Annotated in this window: 15 protein-coding genes and 4 pseudogenes; 7 read left to right on the top strand and 12 right to left on the bottom strand. The window is 71.7% G+C overall.

Annotated elements, in window-relative coordinates; genetic code table 11:
* Nucleotides 1–16: 16 nt before the first annotated feature.
* On the bottom strand, nucleotides 17–886 hold the full coding sequence (locus IE277_RS20785) for a LysR substrate-binding domain-containing protein (RefSeq protein WP_189954593.1): 870 nt from the start codon (nucleotides 884–886) through the stop codon (nucleotides 17–19).
* 193 nt (nucleotides 887–1,079) lie between these two features.
* On the opposite strand from IE277_RS20785, the gene IE277_RS20790 reads away from it, so the two are divergent.
* Nucleotides 1,080–2,096 carry a bile acid:sodium symporter family protein gene (locus tag IE277_RS20790; protein ID WP_189954917.1) on the top strand — a complete coding sequence of 339 codons (1,017 nt, stop codon included), beginning with the start codon at nucleotides 1,080–1,082 and terminating at the stop codon, nucleotides 2,094–2,096.
* Here IE277_RS20790 and IE277_RS20795 read toward each other — a convergent pair.
* Together IE277_RS20795 and IE277_RS20800 are read right to left on the bottom strand one after the other, a co-directional pair.
* The gene (locus IE277_RS20795; RefSeq protein WP_189954595.1) at nucleotides 2,046–3,923 is read right to left on the bottom strand and encodes a sialidase family protein; all 1,878 of its coding nucleotides are present in this window, start codon (nucleotides 3,921–3,923) and stop codon (nucleotides 2,046–2,048) included. The two genes, IE277_RS20790 and IE277_RS20795, sit on opposite strands and share 51 nt — an antisense overlap.
* A 132-nt stretch (nucleotides 3,924–4,055) precedes the next feature.
* On the bottom strand, nucleotides 4,056–4,973 hold the full coding sequence (locus IE277_RS20800; protein WP_189954597.1) for a quinone oxidoreductase family protein: 918 nt from the start codon (nucleotides 4,971–4,973) through the stop codon (nucleotides 4,056–4,058).
* Between the two features lie 128 nt (nucleotides 4,974–5,101).
* Between IE277_RS20800 and IE277_RS20805 the strand changes: the two genes are divergently transcribed.
* Nucleotides 5,102–5,539: a MarR family winged helix-turn-helix transcriptional regulator gene (locus IE277_RS20805; protein ID WP_189954599.1), complete on the top strand. Its 438-nt coding sequence runs from the start codon at nucleotides 5,102–5,104 to the stop codon at nucleotides 5,537–5,539.
* A 19-nt stretch (nucleotides 5,540–5,558) separates the two neighbouring features.
* Nucleotides 5,559–6,080 (top strand): isochorismatase family protein, encoded by a 522-nt coding sequence (locus IE277_RS20810; protein WP_189954601.1) that lies wholly within the window; start codon nucleotides 5,559–5,561, stop codon nucleotides 6,078–6,080.
* 76 nt (nucleotides 6,081–6,156) lie between these two features.
* On the opposite strand, the gene fdhD is transcribed toward IE277_RS20810, so the two are convergent.
* From fdhD to IE277_RS20835, 5 genes and pseudogenes are all read right to left on the bottom strand, one after another.
* Complete coding sequence (gene fdhD, locus IE277_RS20815) at nucleotides 6,157–7,005, bottom strand: formate dehydrogenase accessory sulfurtransferase FdhD (RefSeq protein WP_189954603.1); 849 nt, start codon at nucleotides 7,003–7,005, stop codon at nucleotides 6,157–6,159.
* 7 nt (nucleotides 7,006–7,012) lie between these two features.
* Nucleotides 7,013–7,186 (bottom strand): annotated as a pseudogene (locus IE277_RS20820) (2Fe-2S iron-sulfur cluster-binding protein); the annotation flags it as partial.
* A gap of 5 nt (nucleotides 7,187–7,191) precedes the next feature.
* Nucleotides 7,192–7,974 (bottom strand): annotated as a pseudogene (locus IE277_RS20825) (NADH-quinone oxidoreductase subunit NuoE family protein); the annotation flags it as partial.
* 4 nt (nucleotides 7,975–7,978) lie between these two features.
* Nucleotides 7,979–8,800, bottom strand: a pseudogene (locus IE277_RS20830) (molybdopterin oxidoreductase family protein); the annotation flags it as partial.
* Between the two features lies 1 nt (nucleotide 8,801).
* A pseudogene (locus IE277_RS20835) lies at nucleotides 8,802–8,900 on the bottom strand (ketopantoate reductase family protein); the annotation flags it as partial.
* A gap of 204 nt (nucleotides 8,901–9,104) precedes the next feature.
* On the opposite strand from IE277_RS20835, the gene IE277_RS20840 reads away from it, so the two are divergent.
* From IE277_RS20840 to IE277_RS20850, 4 genes are all read left to right on the top strand, one after another.
* Complete coding sequence (locus IE277_RS20840) at nucleotides 9,105–10,439, top strand: OFA family MFS transporter (RefSeq protein WP_189954605.1); 1,335 nt, start codon at nucleotides 9,105–9,107, stop codon at nucleotides 10,437–10,439.
* Nucleotides 10,414–10,542 carry an MFS transporter small subunit gene (locus tag IE277_RS48850; RefSeq protein ID WP_268252641.1) on the top strand — a complete coding sequence of 43 codons (129 nt, stop codon included), beginning with the start codon at nucleotides 10,414–10,416 and terminating at the stop codon, nucleotides 10,540–10,542. Before IE277_RS20840 ends, IE277_RS48850 begins: the two co-directional genes overlap by 26 nt.
* 147 nt (nucleotides 10,543–10,689) lie before the next feature.
* Nucleotides 10,690–11,637, top strand: a complete 948-nt coding sequence (locus IE277_RS20845) for a beta-ketoacyl-ACP synthase III (protein ID WP_189954607.1) — start codon at nucleotides 10,690–10,692, stop codon at nucleotides 11,635–11,637.
* A 144-nt stretch (nucleotides 11,638–11,781) separates the two neighbouring features.
* Nucleotides 11,782–12,459 carry a GntR family transcriptional regulator gene (locus IE277_RS20850; RefSeq protein ID WP_189954609.1) on the top strand — a complete coding sequence of 226 codons (678 nt, stop codon included), beginning with the start codon at nucleotides 11,782–11,784 and terminating at the stop codon, nucleotides 12,457–12,459.
* A 116-nt stretch (nucleotides 12,460–12,575) separates the two neighbouring features.
* Here IE277_RS20850 and IE277_RS20855 read toward each other — a convergent pair whose 3' ends face one another.
* The 4 genes from IE277_RS20855 to frc all read right to left on the bottom strand — a co-directional run bounded on the left by IE277_RS20855 (nucleotide 12,576) and on the right by frc (nucleotide 18,854).
* Nucleotides 12,576–13,985 carry an OFA family MFS transporter gene (locus tag IE277_RS20855; RefSeq protein WP_189954611.1) on the bottom strand — a complete coding sequence of 470 codons (1,410 nt, stop codon included), beginning with the start codon at nucleotides 13,983–13,985 and terminating at the stop codon, nucleotides 12,576–12,578.
* A gap of 1 nt (nucleotide 13,986) precedes the next feature.
* Nucleotides 13,987–15,351 carry an MFS transporter gene (locus IE277_RS20860; protein ID WP_189954613.1) on the bottom strand — a complete coding sequence of 455 codons (1,365 nt, stop codon included), beginning with the start codon at nucleotides 15,349–15,351 and terminating at the stop codon, nucleotides 13,987–13,989.
* Nucleotides 15,352–15,475: 124 nt separating this feature from the next.
* Nucleotides 15,476–17,620, bottom strand: a complete 2,145-nt coding sequence (locus IE277_RS20865) for an acetate--CoA ligase family protein (protein WP_189954919.1) — start codon at nucleotides 17,618–17,620, stop codon at nucleotides 15,476–15,478.
* 4 nt (nucleotides 17,621–17,624) lie between these two features.
* On the bottom strand, nucleotides 17,625–18,854 hold the full coding sequence (frc, locus tag IE277_RS20870; RefSeq protein WP_189954615.1) for a formyl-CoA transferase: 1,230 nt from the start codon (nucleotides 18,852–18,854) through the stop codon (nucleotides 17,625–17,627).
* Nucleotides 18,855–18,864: the final 10 nt, after the last annotated feature.

The raw sequence follows: 18,864 nt of genomic DNA on the forward strand, positions 1-18,864 counted from the left end.
ACCAGGCCCCCGCGCCTCAGCCGCCCTGGCGGCGCAGCCGCTCCCCGCCCGCCAGGACCGCCGCCGCCAGCGCGTTCGCGGCGTCCTCGGCGGCGCCCCGGCGGTGGCCGTGGACGAGCACGAAGTCGATCCTGCCCAGATCGGGCAGGGCGGCGCGCTCCGGCAGCCGGAACAGACCGGGCGGGATCAGTCGCCGGGAGTGGGCCATCACCCCGAGCCCGGCGCGGGCCGCCGCGATCAGCCCGTTGAGACTGCCGCTGGTGCACACGATCCGCCAGTCGCGGCCCTCCCGCTCCAGCACCCGAAGCGCACGGGCCCGGGTGATGCCGGGCGGGGGATACACGATCAGCGGGACGGGCCGGTCGGCGTCCAGACGCAGCCGCTCGGCGCCGATCCACACGAGATCGTCGCGCCAGACCAACTCGCCACGCGGGTCCTCCGGGCGCCGTTTGGCCAGCACCAGATCCAGCTTCCCGGCCGCCAGCTGCTCGTGCAGGGTGCCGGACAGCTCCACCGTCAGCTCCAGGTCGACCTCCGGATGGTCATGGCGGAAGCCCTCCAGGATCTCCGGCAGCCGGGTGAGCACGAAGTCCTCCGACGCCCCGAACCGCAGTCGGCCGCGCACCCGGGTGCCCGTGAAGAACGCCGTCGCCTGCTCCTGCACCTGCAGGATCCGCCGGGCGAAGCCCAGCATCGCCTCGCCGTCCTCGGTGAGCTCCACCGTATGGGTGTCCCGGGTGAACAGCTGTCGCCCGGTGGCGTCCTCCAGCCGGCGGACATGCTGGCTGACCGTGGACTGGCGCAGCCCCAGCCGGTGCGCGGCCTGGGTGAAGCTGAGCGTCTGGGCCACGGCGAGGAAGGTGCGCAGCTGGGTCGGGTCGTACACGGCCCGCAGCCTACCTGCTTATCAGGATTCACGATGACAGTCAGAGTGGTATGCGGGTTTCCCGATCGGCGAGCTGAGGAGGACGATGGTGAGGGGGCCTGTGGGCCCGCAGAGGGACGACATGTCAACGGACGCGCACAGACGCGCGCACTGCAAACGGAGCACTGTGAGACGCCTGCGCCGGCCGAGCTGGATGCCGATCGACCCGTACATCGTCCTGCTGCTCGGGACCGTGGGCCTCGCCGCGCTGCTGCCGGCCCGGGGCGGCGCGGCCGATGCGGCCTCGGGCGCGTCGACGGCCGCGATCGCCTTCCTCTTCTTCCTCTACGGCGCCCGCCTCTCCACCCGGGAGGCGCTGGACGGACTGCGCCACTGGCGGCTCCATGTCACCGTGCTGGCCTGCACCTTCGTCCTCTTCCCGGTGTTCGGCCTGGCGGCGCGCGCACTGGTGCCGGCGCTGCTGACCCAGCCGCTCTACCAGGGACTGCTGTTCCTGACGCTGGTGCCGTCCACGATCCAGTCGTCCATCGCCTTCACCTCCCTCGCCCGCGGAAACGTCCCGGCGGCGATCTGCGCGGGCTCCTTCTCCTCCCTCGTCGGCATCGTCGTCACCCCGCTGCTGGCGGCGGGACTGCTCGGCAACAGCGGCGGCGGGTTCTCCGCCGACTCACTGGTGAAGATCGTGCTCCAGCTGCTGGTGCCGTTCCTGGCCGGGCAGCTGCTGCGGCCCTGGGCCGGCCCCCTCATCGCCCGGCACAAGAAGGTCCTCGGGCTGGTCGACCGCGGCTCGATCCTGCTCGTCGTCTACACCGCCTTCAGCGAGGGCATGATCCGGGGCATCTGGCACCAGGTCAGCCCCGCGCGGCTCGGCGGCCTGCTCGTCGTCGAGGCCGCCCTGCTCGCCGCGATGCTGCTGCTGACCTGGTACGGCGGCAGGGCGCTCGGCTTCGGCCGGGCCGACCGGATCGCCATCCAGTTCGCCGGCTCGAAGAAGTCCCTCGCCTCCGGGCTGCCCATGGCCGGCGTGCTGTTCGGCGCCCATGCCTCCCTCGCCGTGCTGCCGCTGATGCTGTTCCACCAGATGCAGCTGATGGTGTGCGCGGTCATCGCGAAGCGGCGGGCCCGGGACCCGGAGGAGGTCCCGGACACCGCCACCGGATCACCCGCTCACCTGGTCCAGGGGCAGCCACAGGACCGTGTCCTTCGATGACCGCAGCGCCCTCGGATCCGACACCTCCTCGTCGGTGAGCGCCCGGTCCCACACATGGACCTCGTCGATCGCCCCGGCGAAGAAGGCCCTGCTGTCCATGCGCTGGGCGATGTGCACGCCGAAGGGTGAGTTACGGCTGACCGAACCCGGGACGTCGGCGACGGAGTACTGCGTGCCGTCCACGAACAGCGACAGCCTGCCCCCGCCGCGCCGCAGCACGAGGTGGTGCCACTGGCCGTCGTTGTACGCGGTGTCCGTGCGCACATACGCGCTCTGCGGCGCGATCGCCCCCTCCCGTACCGTGATCAGCCCCTGGATCCGGTGGTTCGCCGGCTCCCCGCGCACCCACACCTGGGGCTGGGAGGTGCCGGCCCCGCCCATCCACAGCAGTGGCTGCTCACCGCTCGTGGCCGTGTAGCGGAACCACAGGGACGCCGTGAAGTCCTTGGTGCCCAGCGGCAGGCTGTCGCGGTACGGCAGGCGTACCGCGTCGTCGACACCGTCGAACTGCAGCGCGCCGCCGAGGACCCCGTCCGTCCGCGTCGGACCGCCCAGCACCGCGGCCGGGCGGGCGAACCAGGTCCAGTCGGGGGTGACCGGGTCGGGCCCGCGGCGCGGGGCCAGCCAGTCCTCGGTGAAGCGGGCGAAGCGGATCTCGTCGCGGGCGTCCACCGCGCCGCCCTCGTAGACCAGACCCACCGTGTCACGGTCGACGCGGGCCAGATCGGAGTAGCCGGACCAGTCCGTGGTGACGACCGTGCCGCGGTCCACGCTGTCCCAGGTGCGGCCGCCGTCGTAGGAGGAGCGGATCATCATCGTCCGCCGGTGGTCGGGGTCGGCGGGGCAGGCCAGCAGCAGCCGGTCGCCGAGGCGCAGCAGCGAGCCCTCCACCATCGGGGCGTACAGGTCGGGCAGGCCGTGGAAGGGCGCGGTGAAGCTGCCGCCGCCGTCGCGGCTGACGGCCTGGGTGCGATGGCCCAGGTCGGTGCCGTCCTGCTCCCGGCCGCTGACCAGGACGGAGCCGTCCTCGCGCTCGGCGAGGGCCAGCTCGGACGGTTTCTGCCGGAAGGTGCCGTCATCGGCTATGGGCCAGGTGTCGGTGGCGCCGATCCGCCAGTGGCCGCCGTGGTCGTCGCTCACGATCAGCGCCGCGTGGTTGGCGGTTATCCGGCTGCCGTCCCAGGTCTCGGTGTTGACCCCGAAGACCAGCCGGCCCGCGTAGCGGCCCCGGGTGAGCCGGATGCCGTGCACGGGCCCGGTCGCGTACCAGGAGTTCCAGTCGGCGGGCAGGATCTCCGGGCTCAGGTCGCGAGGCGCGGACCAGGTCCGGCCGTCGTCGTCGCTGTACTGCAGATGCGGGGTGCGGTCGCAGGGGATCGAGCAGCTGTTGCTGTCGGTCCGGCCCGTGTTGTACGTCTCCGCGAGCCAGACCCGGCCCGTCTCGCGGTCCACGATCGGCGCCGGGTTGCCGTGGGTGTCACCGCCGCCGTCGTTGACGACCTCCAGCGGGCCCCAGGTGCGGCCGCCGTCGGTGGAGCGCTTGAGGACGATGTCTATGTCGGCGGCGTCCCCGCAGTTGAGGACGCGGCCCTCGGCGAACGCCAGCAGGGTGCCGTCGGCCGTACGCACGATCGCCGGGATACGGAAGCAGGCGTAGCCGGGGTCCTGGGCGGCCTTGAACAGGACCTGCTGCGCGAACTCGGGTGAGGACGAGGCGGGTTGGGCATGGGCCTGGTGGGGGGTGGCCAGCGGCAGCACGAACAGCGCGGCCACCGCGCAGCCGGCGGCGAGTACGGATCTGAGACGGGCGCGAAGACCTGACGGCATGGAGCGACCTGCCCTTCGTCGGCCGGACATCTGGACATGCGGACATCCCACGTCCAACGTGCGCCCCATCGAAGGTAGTTGGGGCCAGGGCACCTCACAAGAAGCGTGCAGCACGCGACACCTGTGAACGGCCTAGGCGCGCAGGACCACCTTGCCGAGGTTCGTCCGTGTCTCGATCGCCGCGTGTGCCTTCGCCGCGTCCTCCAGAGCGAACTCGGCATGCACGGCGGGCTTCAGGGCGCCCTCGGCGAAGAGCCGCCACAGCTCCGTGCGCCACTGCTCGTACAGGTCTGGCCGGCCGCGGGCGATCAGGGCCATCTGGAAACCGATCACCGACTTGGCGCCCACCAGCAGGTCGTACGCCTTCAGGGTGCCGCCGCCCGAGCTGTAGGCGACGAGGCGGCCGTACGGGGCGAGTGCGGCGACGGCGGGGGTGAGCAGGTCCCCGCCGACGGCGTCCAGGACGCAGTCGAAGGGATCCCCCCAGCTGTCGTCGTCGTACCGGACGCAGTCGTCCGCGCCGAGCGAGCGGACGAAGTCCGCCTTGCCCGGGTCGGAGACGGCTCCCACCACCCGCCCCGCGCCGCGCGCCCGCGCCAGCTGTACGGCGAGGTGGCCGATGCCGCTCGCCGCCGCCGTGACGAGGACCGCCTCGCCGGGCGCCGGGCGCGCCGCCTCCAGCACGCCGTACGCCACCAGGCCGCTGCGCACCAGCGCGATCGCGTCCACGGCGTCGGCGCCGTCCGGTATGGGGGAGGTCATGGCCTCGTGCAGCAGGGCGAAGTCGGCGTACCCGTGCCCGAAGCACATCCCGGTCACCCGGTCGCCCGTGCGGAAGCGGGTCACGCCCTCGCCGGTCGCCACCACCTCGCCGGCGATCTCCCCGCCGAGTGCGATCGGCTCGGCGGCCTCGGTGACCTTGCGGACCACCGGCAGGGTGACGCCGATCGCCGCGCAGCGCACCAGCAGCTCACCGGGGCCGGGCTCGGGGACCGGGGCCTGTTCGACGAACAGGGGGCCGCCGGTCGATTCATAGCGGACGCGCCGCATCGCACACACCTCCAGAGCCGGGCAGACCCGGCAGATCGGTCGTTGGGAACACCCACGAATTCGTTGGGAGTCCCAACGTTAGCCGACATTCGTTGGGAGGTCCAACGATTGTCGGATAAGCTGCCCGCATGGCCGAAGCACCGCTGCCCGCGATCCGTTCCCTGCCCAGCTGGCTTCTCGGTCGTGCCGCCGCCCGGGGCCGCGCCCTGGTCTCCGACGCCCTCGCGGCCGAGGGCCAGAAGATGTGGCACCACGTCGTCCTCTCCGCCGTCCGCGACCTCCAGCCCGTCGCCCAGGCCGACCTCGGCCGCGGCGTGGGCCTCGATCCCAAGGACCTGGTCGGCGTGCTCAACGACCTGGAGTCCGCCGGTCATGTCCGGCGCACCCCCGACCCCAGGGACCGGCGGAAGAACGCCGTGACCCTCACCGACGACGGCGCCCGCCTCCTCGCGCGCTGCGAGAAGGCGGCCGGCGAGGCCAACGAGGCGCTGCTCGCCCCGCTGTCGGCCGCCGAACGCGACCAGTTCATGGGCCTGTTGATCCGGATTTCCGGCACGGACGGCTGACGACGGCTAACGTTCCGTCATGACCGCAGCTCCCGTGCTCGATCCGCAGCGCACCGCCCTGATCCTCGTCGATCTGATGGAACGCGTCGTCGCGCTGCCCCTGGAACCCCGCAAAGGCACCGAAGTACTGTCCGTCGCCGAGGAGTTGGCGGGCGCCTTCCGCGCCGCCGGAGCGCCCGTCGTGCTGGTGCGGGTGGAACGCTCCTCGGTCGCCGAACAGCCGCCCGGCAGCGGGCTTGTGCCCGGCCTCGTCACGGACGGCGACCTGGAGGTGGTCAAGCACACCATCGGCGCCTTCCAGGGCACCGGCCTGGACGAGTGCCTGCGTGAACGCGGCGTCACCACCCTGGTGTTCGGCGGCATCGCCACCAATCTCGGCGTGGAGTCCACCGCCCGCGCCGCCGCCGACCTCGGCTACGGCCTCGTCTTCGTCGAGGACGCCATGGCCGCCTTCACCGCAGCCGAGCACGAGGCGTCCGTCCGGCTGGACTTCCCGAGGCTGGGTACGGTGACGAGTTCGAGCGCAGTGACCTTCGGTTGAACATACGGCGGGGCCCGCCGGCGCAGGGGGCGCTCCCCGCCGGCCGGGCCCCGCCGCCGTGCCGCGGGCAGGCGCCTCAGCCCTGGGCGGCCGCCTTTTCGAGGGCGATGCGGTCCTCACCCGCGTACACGTTCATCGACCTGCCCCGCAGGAAACCCACCAGGGTCAGACCCGTCTCCGCGGCCAGGTCCACGGCCAGCGACGACGGTGCCGAGACGGCCGCCAGCACCGGGATGCCCGCCATCACCGCCTTCTGTGCCAGCTCGAACGAGGCCCGCCCGGAGACCAGCAGGATCGTCCGCGACAGCGGCAGACCGCCGCTCTGCAGCGCCCGCCCGACCAGTTTGTCGACCGCGTTGTGCCGGCCGACGTCCTCCCGTATGTCCAGCAGCTCCCCGTCCTCGGTGAACAGGGCCGCGGCATGCAGGCCCCCGGTCCGGTCGAACACCCGCTGGGCCGCCCGCAGCCGGTCGGGGAGGCACGCCAGCAGCTCGGGGGTGACCCGGACCGGGGGAGTGTCGGCGATCGGGAAGCGCGCGGTGGTCCGTACGGCGTCCAGGCTGGCCTTGCCGCACAGACCGCACGAGGAGGACGTGTAGACGTTGCGCTCCAGGGTGAAGTCCGGCAGGGCGACGTCCGGTGTGGTCCGCACGTCCACGACGTTGTACGTGTTGGAACCGTCCGCGGTGGCGCCCGCGCAGTAGACGATGTTCTGCAGATCGGCCGCGGCGGCCAGTACGCCCTCGCTCACCAGGAACCCCGCCGCCAGCGCGAAGTCGTCGCCCGGGGTGCGCATGGTGATCGCGAGCGGCTTGCCGTTCAGCCGGATCTCCAGGGGTTCCTCGGCGACGAGTGTGTCCGGCCGGGTCGAGAGCGCCCCGTCGCGGATGCGGAGCACTTTGCGTCGTTCCGTGACTCGTCCCATGTCCTGATCAGCCCCGGTTCTGTACGTGCTGGTAGCCGAAACGGCCCTTGATGCAGAGATTGCCGTGGGTCACCGGGTTGTCGTGCGGAGAGGTGACCTTCACGATCTCATTGTCCTGCACATGGAGCGTGAGGGTGCAGCCCACTCCGCAGTACGCGCACACCGTGGACGTCTCGGTCTGCCGGGGCGGCCGGTGGGGAAGGCGGCGCCGCCGCGCCCGACCAGGCCGGATTCGGTGACCTCGCGGATGACTCCGGCGGGCCCGAGCGCGAAGGCCCGGCGCAGCGCGGTGTAGCCGCCGTGCGCGCGGTAGTCGTCCAGCGACGCCGGGTCGACGACACCCACCCGCCGCAGCAGCACGAGGTCCCCCTGACCGGCCTGGGGCACCGCCATCGCCGCCGGCGGCTCCCCGGGCGCCGAGTCGGGCGCGCCGGCCGCGCGCACGGCGCCGTCCACGGTCGCCGGCGCCGCCACCGCCGTACGCACCGGGTCGCCCGCTCTGACGGCGAGGGCGGCCGGGGCGCGTTCGCACAGGCCGAGGCAGGGGCTGCGTTCGACGCTCACCTCGTCGCCGAGGCGCTCCGCGATGCCTGTGCACACTCGCTCCGCGCCGGCCGCCGCGCACGCCAGGTCGTTGCAGACGTGCAGCACGGTCGCCGGGCGGGGCCGCACCGAGAACATCGCGTAGAACGTCGCAACGCCGTACGCCTCGGCCGGCGGCACCGTCAGCCGGCGGCACAGATAGCCGAGGGCGCCCTCGCTGATCCAGCCGATCCGGTCGTTGATCGCGTGCAGCCCCGGCAGCAGCAGGTCGCGGCGGTCCCGGGCCTCGCGGCCGCCGCGCGCCCACCGCAGATCCGTGGCACTGCGGTCGGCGCCCTCCCAGGAGGACTCCGGCGGGCCCAACAGGGCGTCCACGGCGGACCGTTCCTCATCCGTCGGCTTGCTGTCGCCGAAGTGCGGATCCACCAGATCACCTCACGATGGTCGCGACGGGGAGCTTCTCGATCCGGATCGCCGACGCCTTGAACTCCGCCGTCCCCGCGATCGGGCAGTTCGCCTCGATCGTCAGCCGGTTGGTGTCCACCTCGTCGGGAAAGTGCATGGTCATGAAGGCCAGACCGGGCCGCAGCGCGGGGTCGATCCACACCGGCGCCACCACCGACCCGCGCCGCGAGGACACCCGGACCTCCTCGCCGACCACGACCCCGTACCGCTCGGCGTCCTCCGGGCACAGCTCGATGTACTCGCCGCGCCGCAGCGGAGAGGCGAAGCCGCCGCTCTGCACACCGGTGTTGTACGAGTCCAGCCGTCGTCCGGTGGTCAGCCGGACCGGATACGCCTCGTCGGTGAGGTCCACCGGCGGATCGTGCTGGACCAGCCCGAACGGCGCCGGCCCCCCCCGCAAAGCAGGGTCGGACTCCCACAGCCGGCCGTGCAGACAGCTCGGTTCGAGCCGCTCCGTGCTCGGGCAGGGCCACTGGATGCCGCGGTGCTCGGCCAGCCGGTCGTACGTCATCCCGTAGTGGTCCGGGGACACCGAGCGCAGCTCGTTCCAGACGGCCTCGGCGTCGGCGTACTTCCAGTCGTGGCCGAGCCGGGCCGCCAGCTCGCAGATGATGTCGATGTCCTCGCGGGCCTCGCCGGGCGGGGTGACGGCCCGCCGCACCCGCTGCACCCGGCGCTCGCTGTTGGTGGTCGTGCCCTCGGTCTCCGCCCAGCCGGCGGTCGCCGGCAGCACGACGTCCGCCAGCTCGGCCGTCCTGGTGCGGAAGATGTCCTGCACGACGAGGAAGCGGTCCGCGGGCGATGAGATGCACATCGGCGCCGGCGCGGTGGAGCGCGGCACCGACGTAGGCGCCGATGGCGCCGGCGCCGAGAACTGCCACTTTCACGAGGCACTCCGTTCGGTTTGAGGGATACCGCGGAGAGGGGGAGGAAGTCGGGCGATCTTGTCGACGAAATATTGTCTACAGTATGGAGTTCAGGCGGACAAGGGTTCGGACGTCGACCGTTCGGCGCATTCTGGATGCCGCTTTCGCATACGATCGAGCCGTTGGGTTCTCAACTACCTTGTGCGGACGTACCGTTCGGGGTTCATGAGCAGCCCCCCTGTCGCACCCACGGGCTGGAGCCGTTGGCTCGTCCCGCCCGCCGCCCTCTCCGTCCACCTCGCCATCGGCCAGGCCTACGCCTGGAGCGTCTTCAAGCCACCCCTCGAATCCGCGCTGCACCTCGACGGCACCCAGAGCGCGCTGCCCTTCCAGCTCGCGATCGTCATGCTCGGGCTGTCGGCCGCGTTCGGCGGCACCCTCGTCGAACGCAACGGACCACGCTGGGCCATGACCGTGGCCCTGGTCTGCTTCTCCTCCGGCTTCCTGATCTCCGCGCTCGGCGCCGAGACCGAGCAGTACTGGCTGATCGTCCTCGGCTACGGCTTCGTCGGCGGCATCGGCCTCGGCATCGGCTACATCTCGCCCGTCTCCACCCTGATCAAGTGGTTCCCGGACCGGCCCGGCATGGCGACCGGCATCGCCATCATGGGCTTCGGCGGCGGCGCGCTGATCGCCTCGCCCTGGTCCGCGCAGATGCTCTCGTCCTTCGGCGGTGACAACGATGGCATCGCCCTCGCCTTCCTGGTGCACGGACTGTCGTACGCCGTCTTCATGACCCTCGGCGTGCTGCTGGTACGCGTTCCGCGCCCGGAGGACCGCGAGAAGACGGCGAGTGCGCCCGGCGCCTACGAGGGCGTGCAGGTCTCCGCGCGCAACGCGGTGCGCACCCCGCAGTTCTGGTGTCTGTGGATCGTGCTCTGCATGAACGTGACCGCGGGCATCGGCATCCTGGAGAAGGCCGCCCCGATGATCACGGACTTCTTCGCCGACAGCTCCACCCCGGTGTCGGCGTCCGCGGCCGCCGGGTTCGTCGCCCTGCTGTCCGCCGCCAACATGGCGGGCCGCATCGGCTGGTCGTCCACCTCCGACCTCATCGGACGCAAGAACATCTACCGCGTCTACCTCGGTGTCGGCGCGCTGATGTACCTGCTCATCGCCGTCCTCGGCGACTCCTCGAAACCGCTGTTCATCCTCTGCGCCCTGGTGATCCTCTCCTTCTACGGCGGCGGTTTCGCCACCGTCCCGGCGTATCTGAAGGACCTCTTCGGGACCTACGAGGTCGGCGCGATCCATGGCCGGCTGCTCACGGCCTGGTCACTGGCCGGGGTGCTCGGGCCGCTGATCGTCAACTGGATCGCCGACCACCAGAAGGACGCCGGCAAGCACGGACCGGCCCTGTACACCCTCTCCTTCGGCATCATGATCGGGCTGCTCGTCATCGGCTTCGTCGCCAATGAGCTGGTCCGGCCCGTGCACACCCGCTTCCATGTCCCCGCCCCCAGGGAGGCCGCCGATGTCGAACGACAGCAGTCCGCGTGATCGCCGATCACTGATCGTGCTCGCCTGGCTCTGGGTGGGCGCGCCCTTCGCCTACGGCGTGTACGAACTGGTACAGAAGGCGAGCCGACTGTTCCACGGGTGACACCTGAGAAAGGCCGGGCGTCCGAAGGTCTGCAAGAAGCCGACAACTCGGACGCCCGTTTCCTGTCGCCTCACGTGCCGTCGTACCCGTGAGTCACTGAACAGACTGGTGGATCCCGCTACCCACGGCAACGAGGGGGACCCCGCCATGAACGGCTCGCGCATCACGGCCATCGGCCACTACCAGCCCGCCCGGGTGCTCACCAACAAGGACCTGGCCGCCCTGGTCGACACGAGCGACGAGTGGATCAGCAGCAGGGTCGGCATCCGGACCCGGCACATCGCCGGCCCCGACGAGCCGGTCGACGAACTGGCCGCGCACGCCGCCGCCAAGGCCCTCGCCGGCGCCGGCCTGAGCCCCGGCGACATCGACCTGGTCCTGGTCGCCACGTCCACGGCGATCGACCGTTCCCCGAACACCGCCGCCCGCGTCGCGGCCCGGCTCGGCATCCCGCAGCCCGCCGCGATGGACGTCAACGTGGTGTGCGCCGGTTTCACCCACGCGCTGGCCACCGCCGACCACACCGTCCGGGCCGGCGCCGCCACCCGGGCGCTGGTCATCGGCGCCGACAAGATGTCCGACGTCACGGACTGGAGCGACCGCAGCACCTGTGTCCTCGTCGGCGACGGAGCCGGGGCCGCCGTCGTCGAGGCATGTCCGCCGGGGGAGGAGCCGGGGATCGGGCCGGTGCTGTGGGGCTCGGTGCCCGAGATGGGGCACGCCGTGCGGATCGAGGGCACCCCGCCGCGGTTCGCGCAGGAGGGACAGTCCGTCTACCGCTGGGCCACCACCCGGCTGCCGGCCATCGCCCGCGCCGCCTGCGAACGGGCCGGGGTGACACCCGAGGACCTCGCCGGGGTCGTCCTGCATCAGGCCAATCTGCGCATCATCGAGCCGCTGGCCGAGAAGCTCGGCGCGGTCAACGCCGTGGTCGCCCGCGACGTCACCGAATCCGGCAACACCTCGGCGGCCAGTGTCCCGCTGGCCTTCTCCAAGCTGGTCGAGCAGGGTGCGCTCGGCTCCGGCGACCCCGTGCTGCTGTTCGGCTTCGGCGGCAATCTGTCGTACGCGGGCCAGGTCGTACGCTGCCCGTGAACGGACGGCCGCAGGTGTGGACGAACCGGGGGCCGACCGGCCTGGCTTTTGTGCACCGTAGACTGTAGACAAAAGACAATTGATACTGAGCCGATACTGAGCGTCCAGCGTCCACGCGTCAGATCTGTCCAGGAGGGGACCGCGATGTTGTCGACCGGACTGCCGCAAGGGGCGGTGCCCAAGCTCGAACGTCCCGGCCCGCTGCGCGAGCGTGTCTACGAGGCACTGCTCGAACTCATCACCACCCGCGCCCTGCAGCCCGGCCAGCACCTGGTCGAGAGCGAGCTGGCCGGGCACCTCGGTGTCTCCCGGCAGCCGGTGCGGGAGGCGCTGCAGCGGCTCAACACCGAGGGCTGGGTCGATCTGCGCCCCGCGCAGGGCGCGTTCGTGCACGAGCCGACCGAGGAGGAGGCCGACCAGCTGCTCACGGTGCGCACCCTGCTGGAGGCGGAGGCCGCCCGGCTCGCCGCCGTCCACGCCGGCTCCCCCGGGGTCCAGGCCCTTGAGGAGCTGTGCGCCGAGGGCGAGAAGGCCGTCGCCGCCGACCAGGTGGACCGGGCCGTCGCCCTCAACGCGGCCTTCCACGCCAAGGTCATGGAACTGGCGGGCAACGCGGTCCTCGCCGAACTCGCCGCCCAGGTCGACCGCCGGGTCCGCTGGTACTACACCCCGGTGGCCCGGCAGCGCGGGCGCCAGTCGTGGATCGAGCACCGGGAACTGATCACCGCGATCGCCGGCCGCGACGAACAGCGGGCCGCCCATCTGATGCGCGCCCACACCGAACACACCCGCCGCTCCTACCACGAGCGCAACGGCACCTGACCCCACGGGCTCACCCACGGGCTCACCCACGGACTCACCCAGGGGCCGCTTCACCGCGCATGTGCGTGTTCCTCCTGCGGCGAGCGGATCGCAGAGGGGGAACAGCGGGGATGTGCTCAGGAGGCCGGCTGGGTCCGGGGAACCGGGACGGCCGGCTGCCGGCCGTCCCGGCCCGGCTGGCGCAGCAGCAGCGCGATCGCCGCCGCGGCCATCGACACCCCGCCGGCCAGCGCGTAGGCGCCGTCGTAGCCCCAGGCGTCCACCACCATCGAGCCGAGACCGCCGCCGAACAGGCCGCTGACCAGCTTGCCGCTGTAGACGAGGCCGTAGTTGGTGGCGTTGTAGTTCTCGCCGAAGTAGTCCGGGGTCAGCGTGGCGAACATCGGGTAGAACGCGCCGCCGCCGAAGCCGGAGAGGAAGGCGAAGAACAGGAACAGCCACTCGCTCTTGATGTCACCGGCCCAGATGACGCCGAACTGGGCGAGCCCCAGCACCACGATGACGAACACCAGCGACGTCTTACGGCCCCACAGGTCCGACAGCCGGCCCACGACCGCCCGCCCGACGCCGTTGACGACCGCCATGACCCCCATCGACGACGCCGCGACCAGCGGGCCGAAGCCGATCTCCTTGGCGTAGTCGACCTGGAAGGAGATCCCGAAGATCGACACACCGGCGGTCATGACGATGCTGATCCACATCAGCGGCAGCATGCCCGTCCTGATGGCCTCCTTCGGGGTGTACTGCCGTACCGCGGGCGGGTTCCTGGCCAGGCTCGCCGCGTTCCTGCCGGAGCCGGAGTGCGACAGCGGGTCGACGTCGGCCGGCCACCAGTTCTTCGGCGGGTCCTTGAAGAACCAGGCGCAGACGGCGACCACGATCAGCACATACACACCGATCAGGTCCAGCACCTCGTCGTAATCGCCGGTGTCGAAGGCGTAGTTGAAGATGAAGATGAAGGGCAGCGAGCCATAGGCGAAGCCGCCGTTGACGAAGCCGGTCTTCGCGCCGCGCCGCTCCGGGAACCACTTGCCGACCATGTTGATGCAGGTCGCGTAGATCAGCCCGGAGCCCACCCCGCCCACGACGCCGAAGCCGACGATGGCCGGCATCACATGGTCGAGGTGGGACAGGGCCAGAAAGCCGAACAGACACATCACGGCGCCTATGTACATCGCACGGCGCGCGGTGAGAACGCCCTTCTCGCGCAGCCAGCCCGCGGGGAAGGCGATGCCGGCCTGGAAGAACACCCAGACGCTGAGGATCCAGAAGGTGTTGCTCCGGGTCCAGCCGTGCGCGTCGGACAGGGTGTCCTCGGCGGAGCCGTAGGCGTACTCCGAGACGCTGATGGCCATCATCGCCACCCACGGCAGGTACACCATCAGCTTGCGGGAGTGGCCGAGGATGTCACGGTCCGTCTCGCCGACGCGGTAGACCCGGCCCCGGGAGTCGGTGACCTCGCGGTGCGAGCGGTTCGCCGAACCGGGGTCGGCCGGCGTCTTCCGTGTTTCGGGATCAGCCGTCATATCAGGCCATCTCCTCGCCGAGAGGGTGGGGATTGGGGACGATGCGCCGGACGCTGAGCCTGCCCGGCGCTCTGAGAAACAGCGCCACCGCGGCGCAGACCAGCCCGGTGCAGCCCGCCAGGAGGAACGTGGAGTGGGGGGCGCGGGCGGTGTACCCGGCGGCCCGGGCGCCGGTGGCGACGGCGACCGGCAGCAGCCAGGCACCGGTGAGCAGTCCCTGGACGCTCGCGTGGTGGTTCTCACCGAAGTGGTCCGCGGCCAGCGCGGTGACCAGCACCAGCGCCGCCGCGCCGGCGGCCGCCGTGGCCGCGGCACAGCCGAGGAGGAGCGGGCCGCTGCCCGTCCGGGCCGCGACCGGCACCCCGAACTGCGCCCCCGCCAGCACCAGACAGGCCGTGACCAGGGCGGTGCGCCGTCCCGAGCGGTCCGACAGCACACCGGCCACGGCCGCCGCGCCGCCGCCCACGACCGTCATTGACCACACCGTCCGCCCGCCGAGCCCGAACTGCCGGCCGTACGCCGGGAGCAGCCAGACACCCAGCACCGTGACACCGGCCGCGCCCAGCAGACACAGCCACATCAGCCACAGCACGGGACTGCGTGCCGCCTCGCGCAGGGTGTGGTGGCGCACGGCGGGCGGGTTCTTCTCCCGGGCGCGCCGAGCGCCGGGATCCGCCGGCACGGACCGGGGATCGGGACCCGGCGGCCACCAGTTCCGCGGCGGGTCCCGCAGCGGCAGGCCCGTCCCCGCCACCGCCAGGGCAGCCCCGGCCCCCGCGACCGCGAGCAGGAGTCGCGGATCGGCGCCGCGCACCGGAGCCGGCAGGAACGGCACGGCCCCCACGGCGAGCCCGCTCGCCACGAGCCCCGTGGGGCCGCCCCGGCGCTCCGGCCACCAACGGCCGGGCAGCGTCAGACAGGTCGTGTGCACCAGTCCCGCGCCGGCCCCGGCGCACACCGCGCACGCGAGCCGGGCGGCGGTGAGGCCGGGCGCGGCGGCGAGCGCCAGACACCCGGCGAGGGTGCCGAGCGCTCCGCCGGTCAGGGCCGCGCGGGCGGAGAGCCGGCCGCTCTCCCGCAGCCGCCCGGCCGGGAGGGCGACGGCCGCCTGGGACAATGCCCACAGGCCCGCCGGCCAGTACAGGTCCCCGCCCCACCTGTGAGCGTCACGGAGACCGGCCTGCGCGGCGACGAACGCGTACGCGGCACCACTGATGCCCGCCATACCCACCCAGGGCAGGACGACCATCCAGATCCGGCCACGCCCCAGCAGATCGACATCGCTCTCGCCGACCCGGTACACGCGGCCCCTGCGGTCCCTCACCTCCCTGCACAGCACGGAGGCGGGAGGATCGATCGTTTCCATCTCGCGACTTGCACCCCTTGCGTCGAAAGTTCTGGCCAGCGCCCCCTGTCCCATGCCTTTCGTGCGCGCCCGGGTCCCGGGGCCGGCCGACGCGCACCGCCTGCCGGCCCCCGCCTCGCTCACCTCATGAGCCGCCTCCCAGCAGTCCGGCCGCCCGCGCCCAGCGGTACTTCGCGCCCAGCGCGGCCACCGGCTTCTCCGTCGTGTACGGGTACGCCACGACCCCCAGCTCGAACAGGTACTGACAGGCCTCCTCGACCTCGACGTCCCCCGCGAGCGAGGCCACGACCGGCTTCTCGATGCCCCGCTCACGGAACTCCGCGACCACGCGCGCCGTCAGCTCGGCGAACACCATCGGCGGGGTGACGATGGTGTGCCAGTAGCCGAGGACGAGCGCGTGGATCCGCGGGTCCTCCAGGCCGAGCCGGATCGTCGCCTCGTACGTCGAGGGCGGCTCGCCCCCGGTGATGTCGACCGGGTTGCCGGCCACCCCGAACGGCGGGATGAACCGGCGGAACGCCTCGTCCAGGTCGGGCGGGATCTCCATCAGGGACAGCCCGTTGTCGGTCACGGCGTCCGAGAGCAGCACACCGCTGCCGCCCGCGCCCGTGATGATCACGACGTTGTCGCCCTGGGGAGCGGGCAGGACGGGCAGGGCACGGGCGTACTCCAGCATGTCGTTCAGACCCGGCGCCCGGATCACCCCCGCCTGCCGCAGGATGTCGTCGTACACGGCGTCGTCGCCCGCCAGCGCCCCGGTGTGCGAACCGGCCGCCTTCGCGCCCGCCGCCGTACGGCCCGCCTTCAGCACCACGACCGGCTTCTTCGGCACGGTCGCACGGGCCGCCTCGACGAACGCCCGGCCGTCCTTGAGGTCTTCGAGATGCATGGCGATGCACTCGGTGTGCGGGTCCTCGCCGAACCAGGTCAACAGGTCGTCCTCGTCCAGGTCCGCCTTGTTGCCGAGGCCGACGATCGCCGACACGCCCGTCTTCGTGGCGCGGGCGAAGCCGAGGATGGCCATGCCGATGCCGCCGGACTGCGAGGTCAGCGCCACCCCGCCCTTGACGTCGTACGGTGTGCAGAACGTGGCGCACAGGTCCTGCCAGGTGGAGTAGTAGCCGTAGATGTTCGGGCCGAGCAGGCGGATGTGGTGCCGCTCGGCGATCTCCACGATCCGCGCCTGCAGTTCGTGCTCGCCGGTCTCGGCGAAGCCCGACGGGATCAGGACGGCGTTGGGGATGTTCTTGCGTCCCACTTCCTCCAGGGCCGCGGCCACGAACGCGGCGGGGATGGCGAAGACCGCCACATCCACCTCACCGGGAACGTCCGTCACACTCTTGTACGCCTTGCGGCCCAGAATGTCATCGGCCCTGGGGTTCACCGGATGGATCTCTCCGGAGAAGCCGCCGTCGATGAGGTTGCGCATCACCGAATTGCCGATCTTGCCCGGTTCGTTGGACGCGCCGATGACCGCGACGGAGGACGGCTGCATCAGCCGGCGCATCGTCGACAGGATCGCGTCGCGGGTGTACGTCCTCCGGGGCACCGCCTGCCGCTCGGCGAGGATCACCCGGATGTCGGCGGCCGTCGCCCCCGTGGGCGTCGCGATCACCGGGTTGAGGTCCACCTCGGCGATCTCCGGGAAGTCCGCGACCAGTTGGGAGACCCGCCGGATCTGCTCGGCGACCGCCCACCGGTGCACACCGGCCTGCCCGCGCACCCCGCGCAGGATCTCCGCCGAGCGGATGGAGTCCAGCATCGACATCGCCTCGCCGCCGGTGACCGGCGCCAGCCGGAACGTCACCTCCTTCAGCACCTCGACCAGCACACCGCCGAGGCCGAACGCCACCACCTTCCCGAACGTCGGGTCGGTGACCGCGCCGACGATGACCTCCTGCCCCTGGGGCAGCAGCTCCTGCACCTGCACGCCCTCGATCCGGGCCGCCGCGTCGTAGGCGCGGGCGTTCTCGATGATCCGGCAGAACGCGGCCCGTACGTCCGCCGCGCCCTCGACGCCCACCACGACCCCGCCGGCGTCGGTCTTGTGCAGGATGTCGGGGGAGACGATCTTCATGACGACCGGCTTGCCGAAACGTGCCGCGGCGGCCACCGCCTCGTCCACGTCCGTCGCCAGTTCCTCGCCCGGTACGGCGATCCCGTACGCGTCGGCGATCACCTTTCCCTCGGGCGCGGTCAGCGCGGTACGGCCCTCGGCGCGCACCGCGTCGAGCAGGGCGCGTACCTTCGGCGCCCGGTCTTCGGCCATCACGTCAGATCACTCCGTTCGACTTCAGCAGGCGCAACTCCTCGTCACCGAGGCCCAGTTCGCCGACGTAGACCTCTTCGTTGTGCTCGCCGAGCAGCGGTGAACCGCTCACCTCGACGGGGGAGTCGGACAGCTTGAGCGGGCTGCCGACGGTGACGAACTCGCCGCGCTCGGGGTGCGGGACGCGCACCACCATCTCGTTGGCGGCCAGCGACTCGTCCTCGATGATCTCCTTGGTGGACAGGATCGGCCCGCACGGGATGTTGTGGGCGTTCAGCTTCTCCAGCACCTCCCACTTCGGGAGGGTGGCGGACCACTCCTCGATCAGCTGGAACATCTTGCTCAGCTTCGGCAGCCGGGCCTCGGGGGTGGCCCACTCGGGATCGTCGGCCAGCTCGGGCCGGCCGATCAGCTCGGTGAGCGGCTGCCAGCCGACCGGCTGGACGATCACGTAGACATAGTCGTTGGGGCCGCCCGGCGCGCACTTGACCGCCCAGCCGGGCTGGCCGCCGCCGGAGGCGTTGCCGGAGCGGGGCACCTCGTCGCCGAAGTCCTCGTTGGGGTACTCGGCGAGCGGCCCGTGCGCGAGGCGCTGCTGGTCGCGCAGCTTGACCCGGCACAGGTTGAGCACCGCGTGCTGCATGGCCACATTGACGCGCTGGCCGCGCCCGGTGCGCTCGCGCTGGAAGAGCGCCGCCAGAATCCCCGCCACGACGTGCACCCCGGTGCCGGAGTCGCCGATCTGCGCGCCGGTGGCCAGCGGGGGACCGCCCTCGAAGCCGGTGGTGGCCATCGAGCCGCCCATGGCCTGCGCGACGACCTCGTACGCCTTGAAGGCGGTGTACGGGCCCTCGCCGAAGCCCTTGATGGAGGCGTAGACGATCCGGGGGTTGATCTCCTCGATGCGCTCCCAGGTGAACCCCATCCGGTCCACCGCGCCCGGCCCGAAGTTCTCGACCATGACGTCCGAGCGCCGGATCAGCTCGGCCAGGATCTCCTTGCCGCGCTCGGTCTTGGTGTTCAGGGTGATGCTGCGCTTGTTGCAGTTCAGCATCGTGAAATACAACGAGTCCACGTCCGGGAGGTCGCGCAGCTGCCTGCGGGTGATGTCGCCGGTCGGTGCCTCGAGTTTGACGACGTCGGCGCCGAGCCAGGCCAGCAGCTGGGTGGCGGAGGGCCCGGACTGGACGTGCGTCATGTCCAGGACGCGGATGCCGTCAAGAGCCTTGGTCATGACTGGCGCT

It is taken from the genome of Streptomyces alanosinicus (assembly GCF_014650595.1).
GTDB classification, from domain to species: Bacteria; Actinomycetota; Actinomycetes; order Streptomycetales; family Streptomycetaceae; genus Streptomyces; species Streptomyces alanosinicus.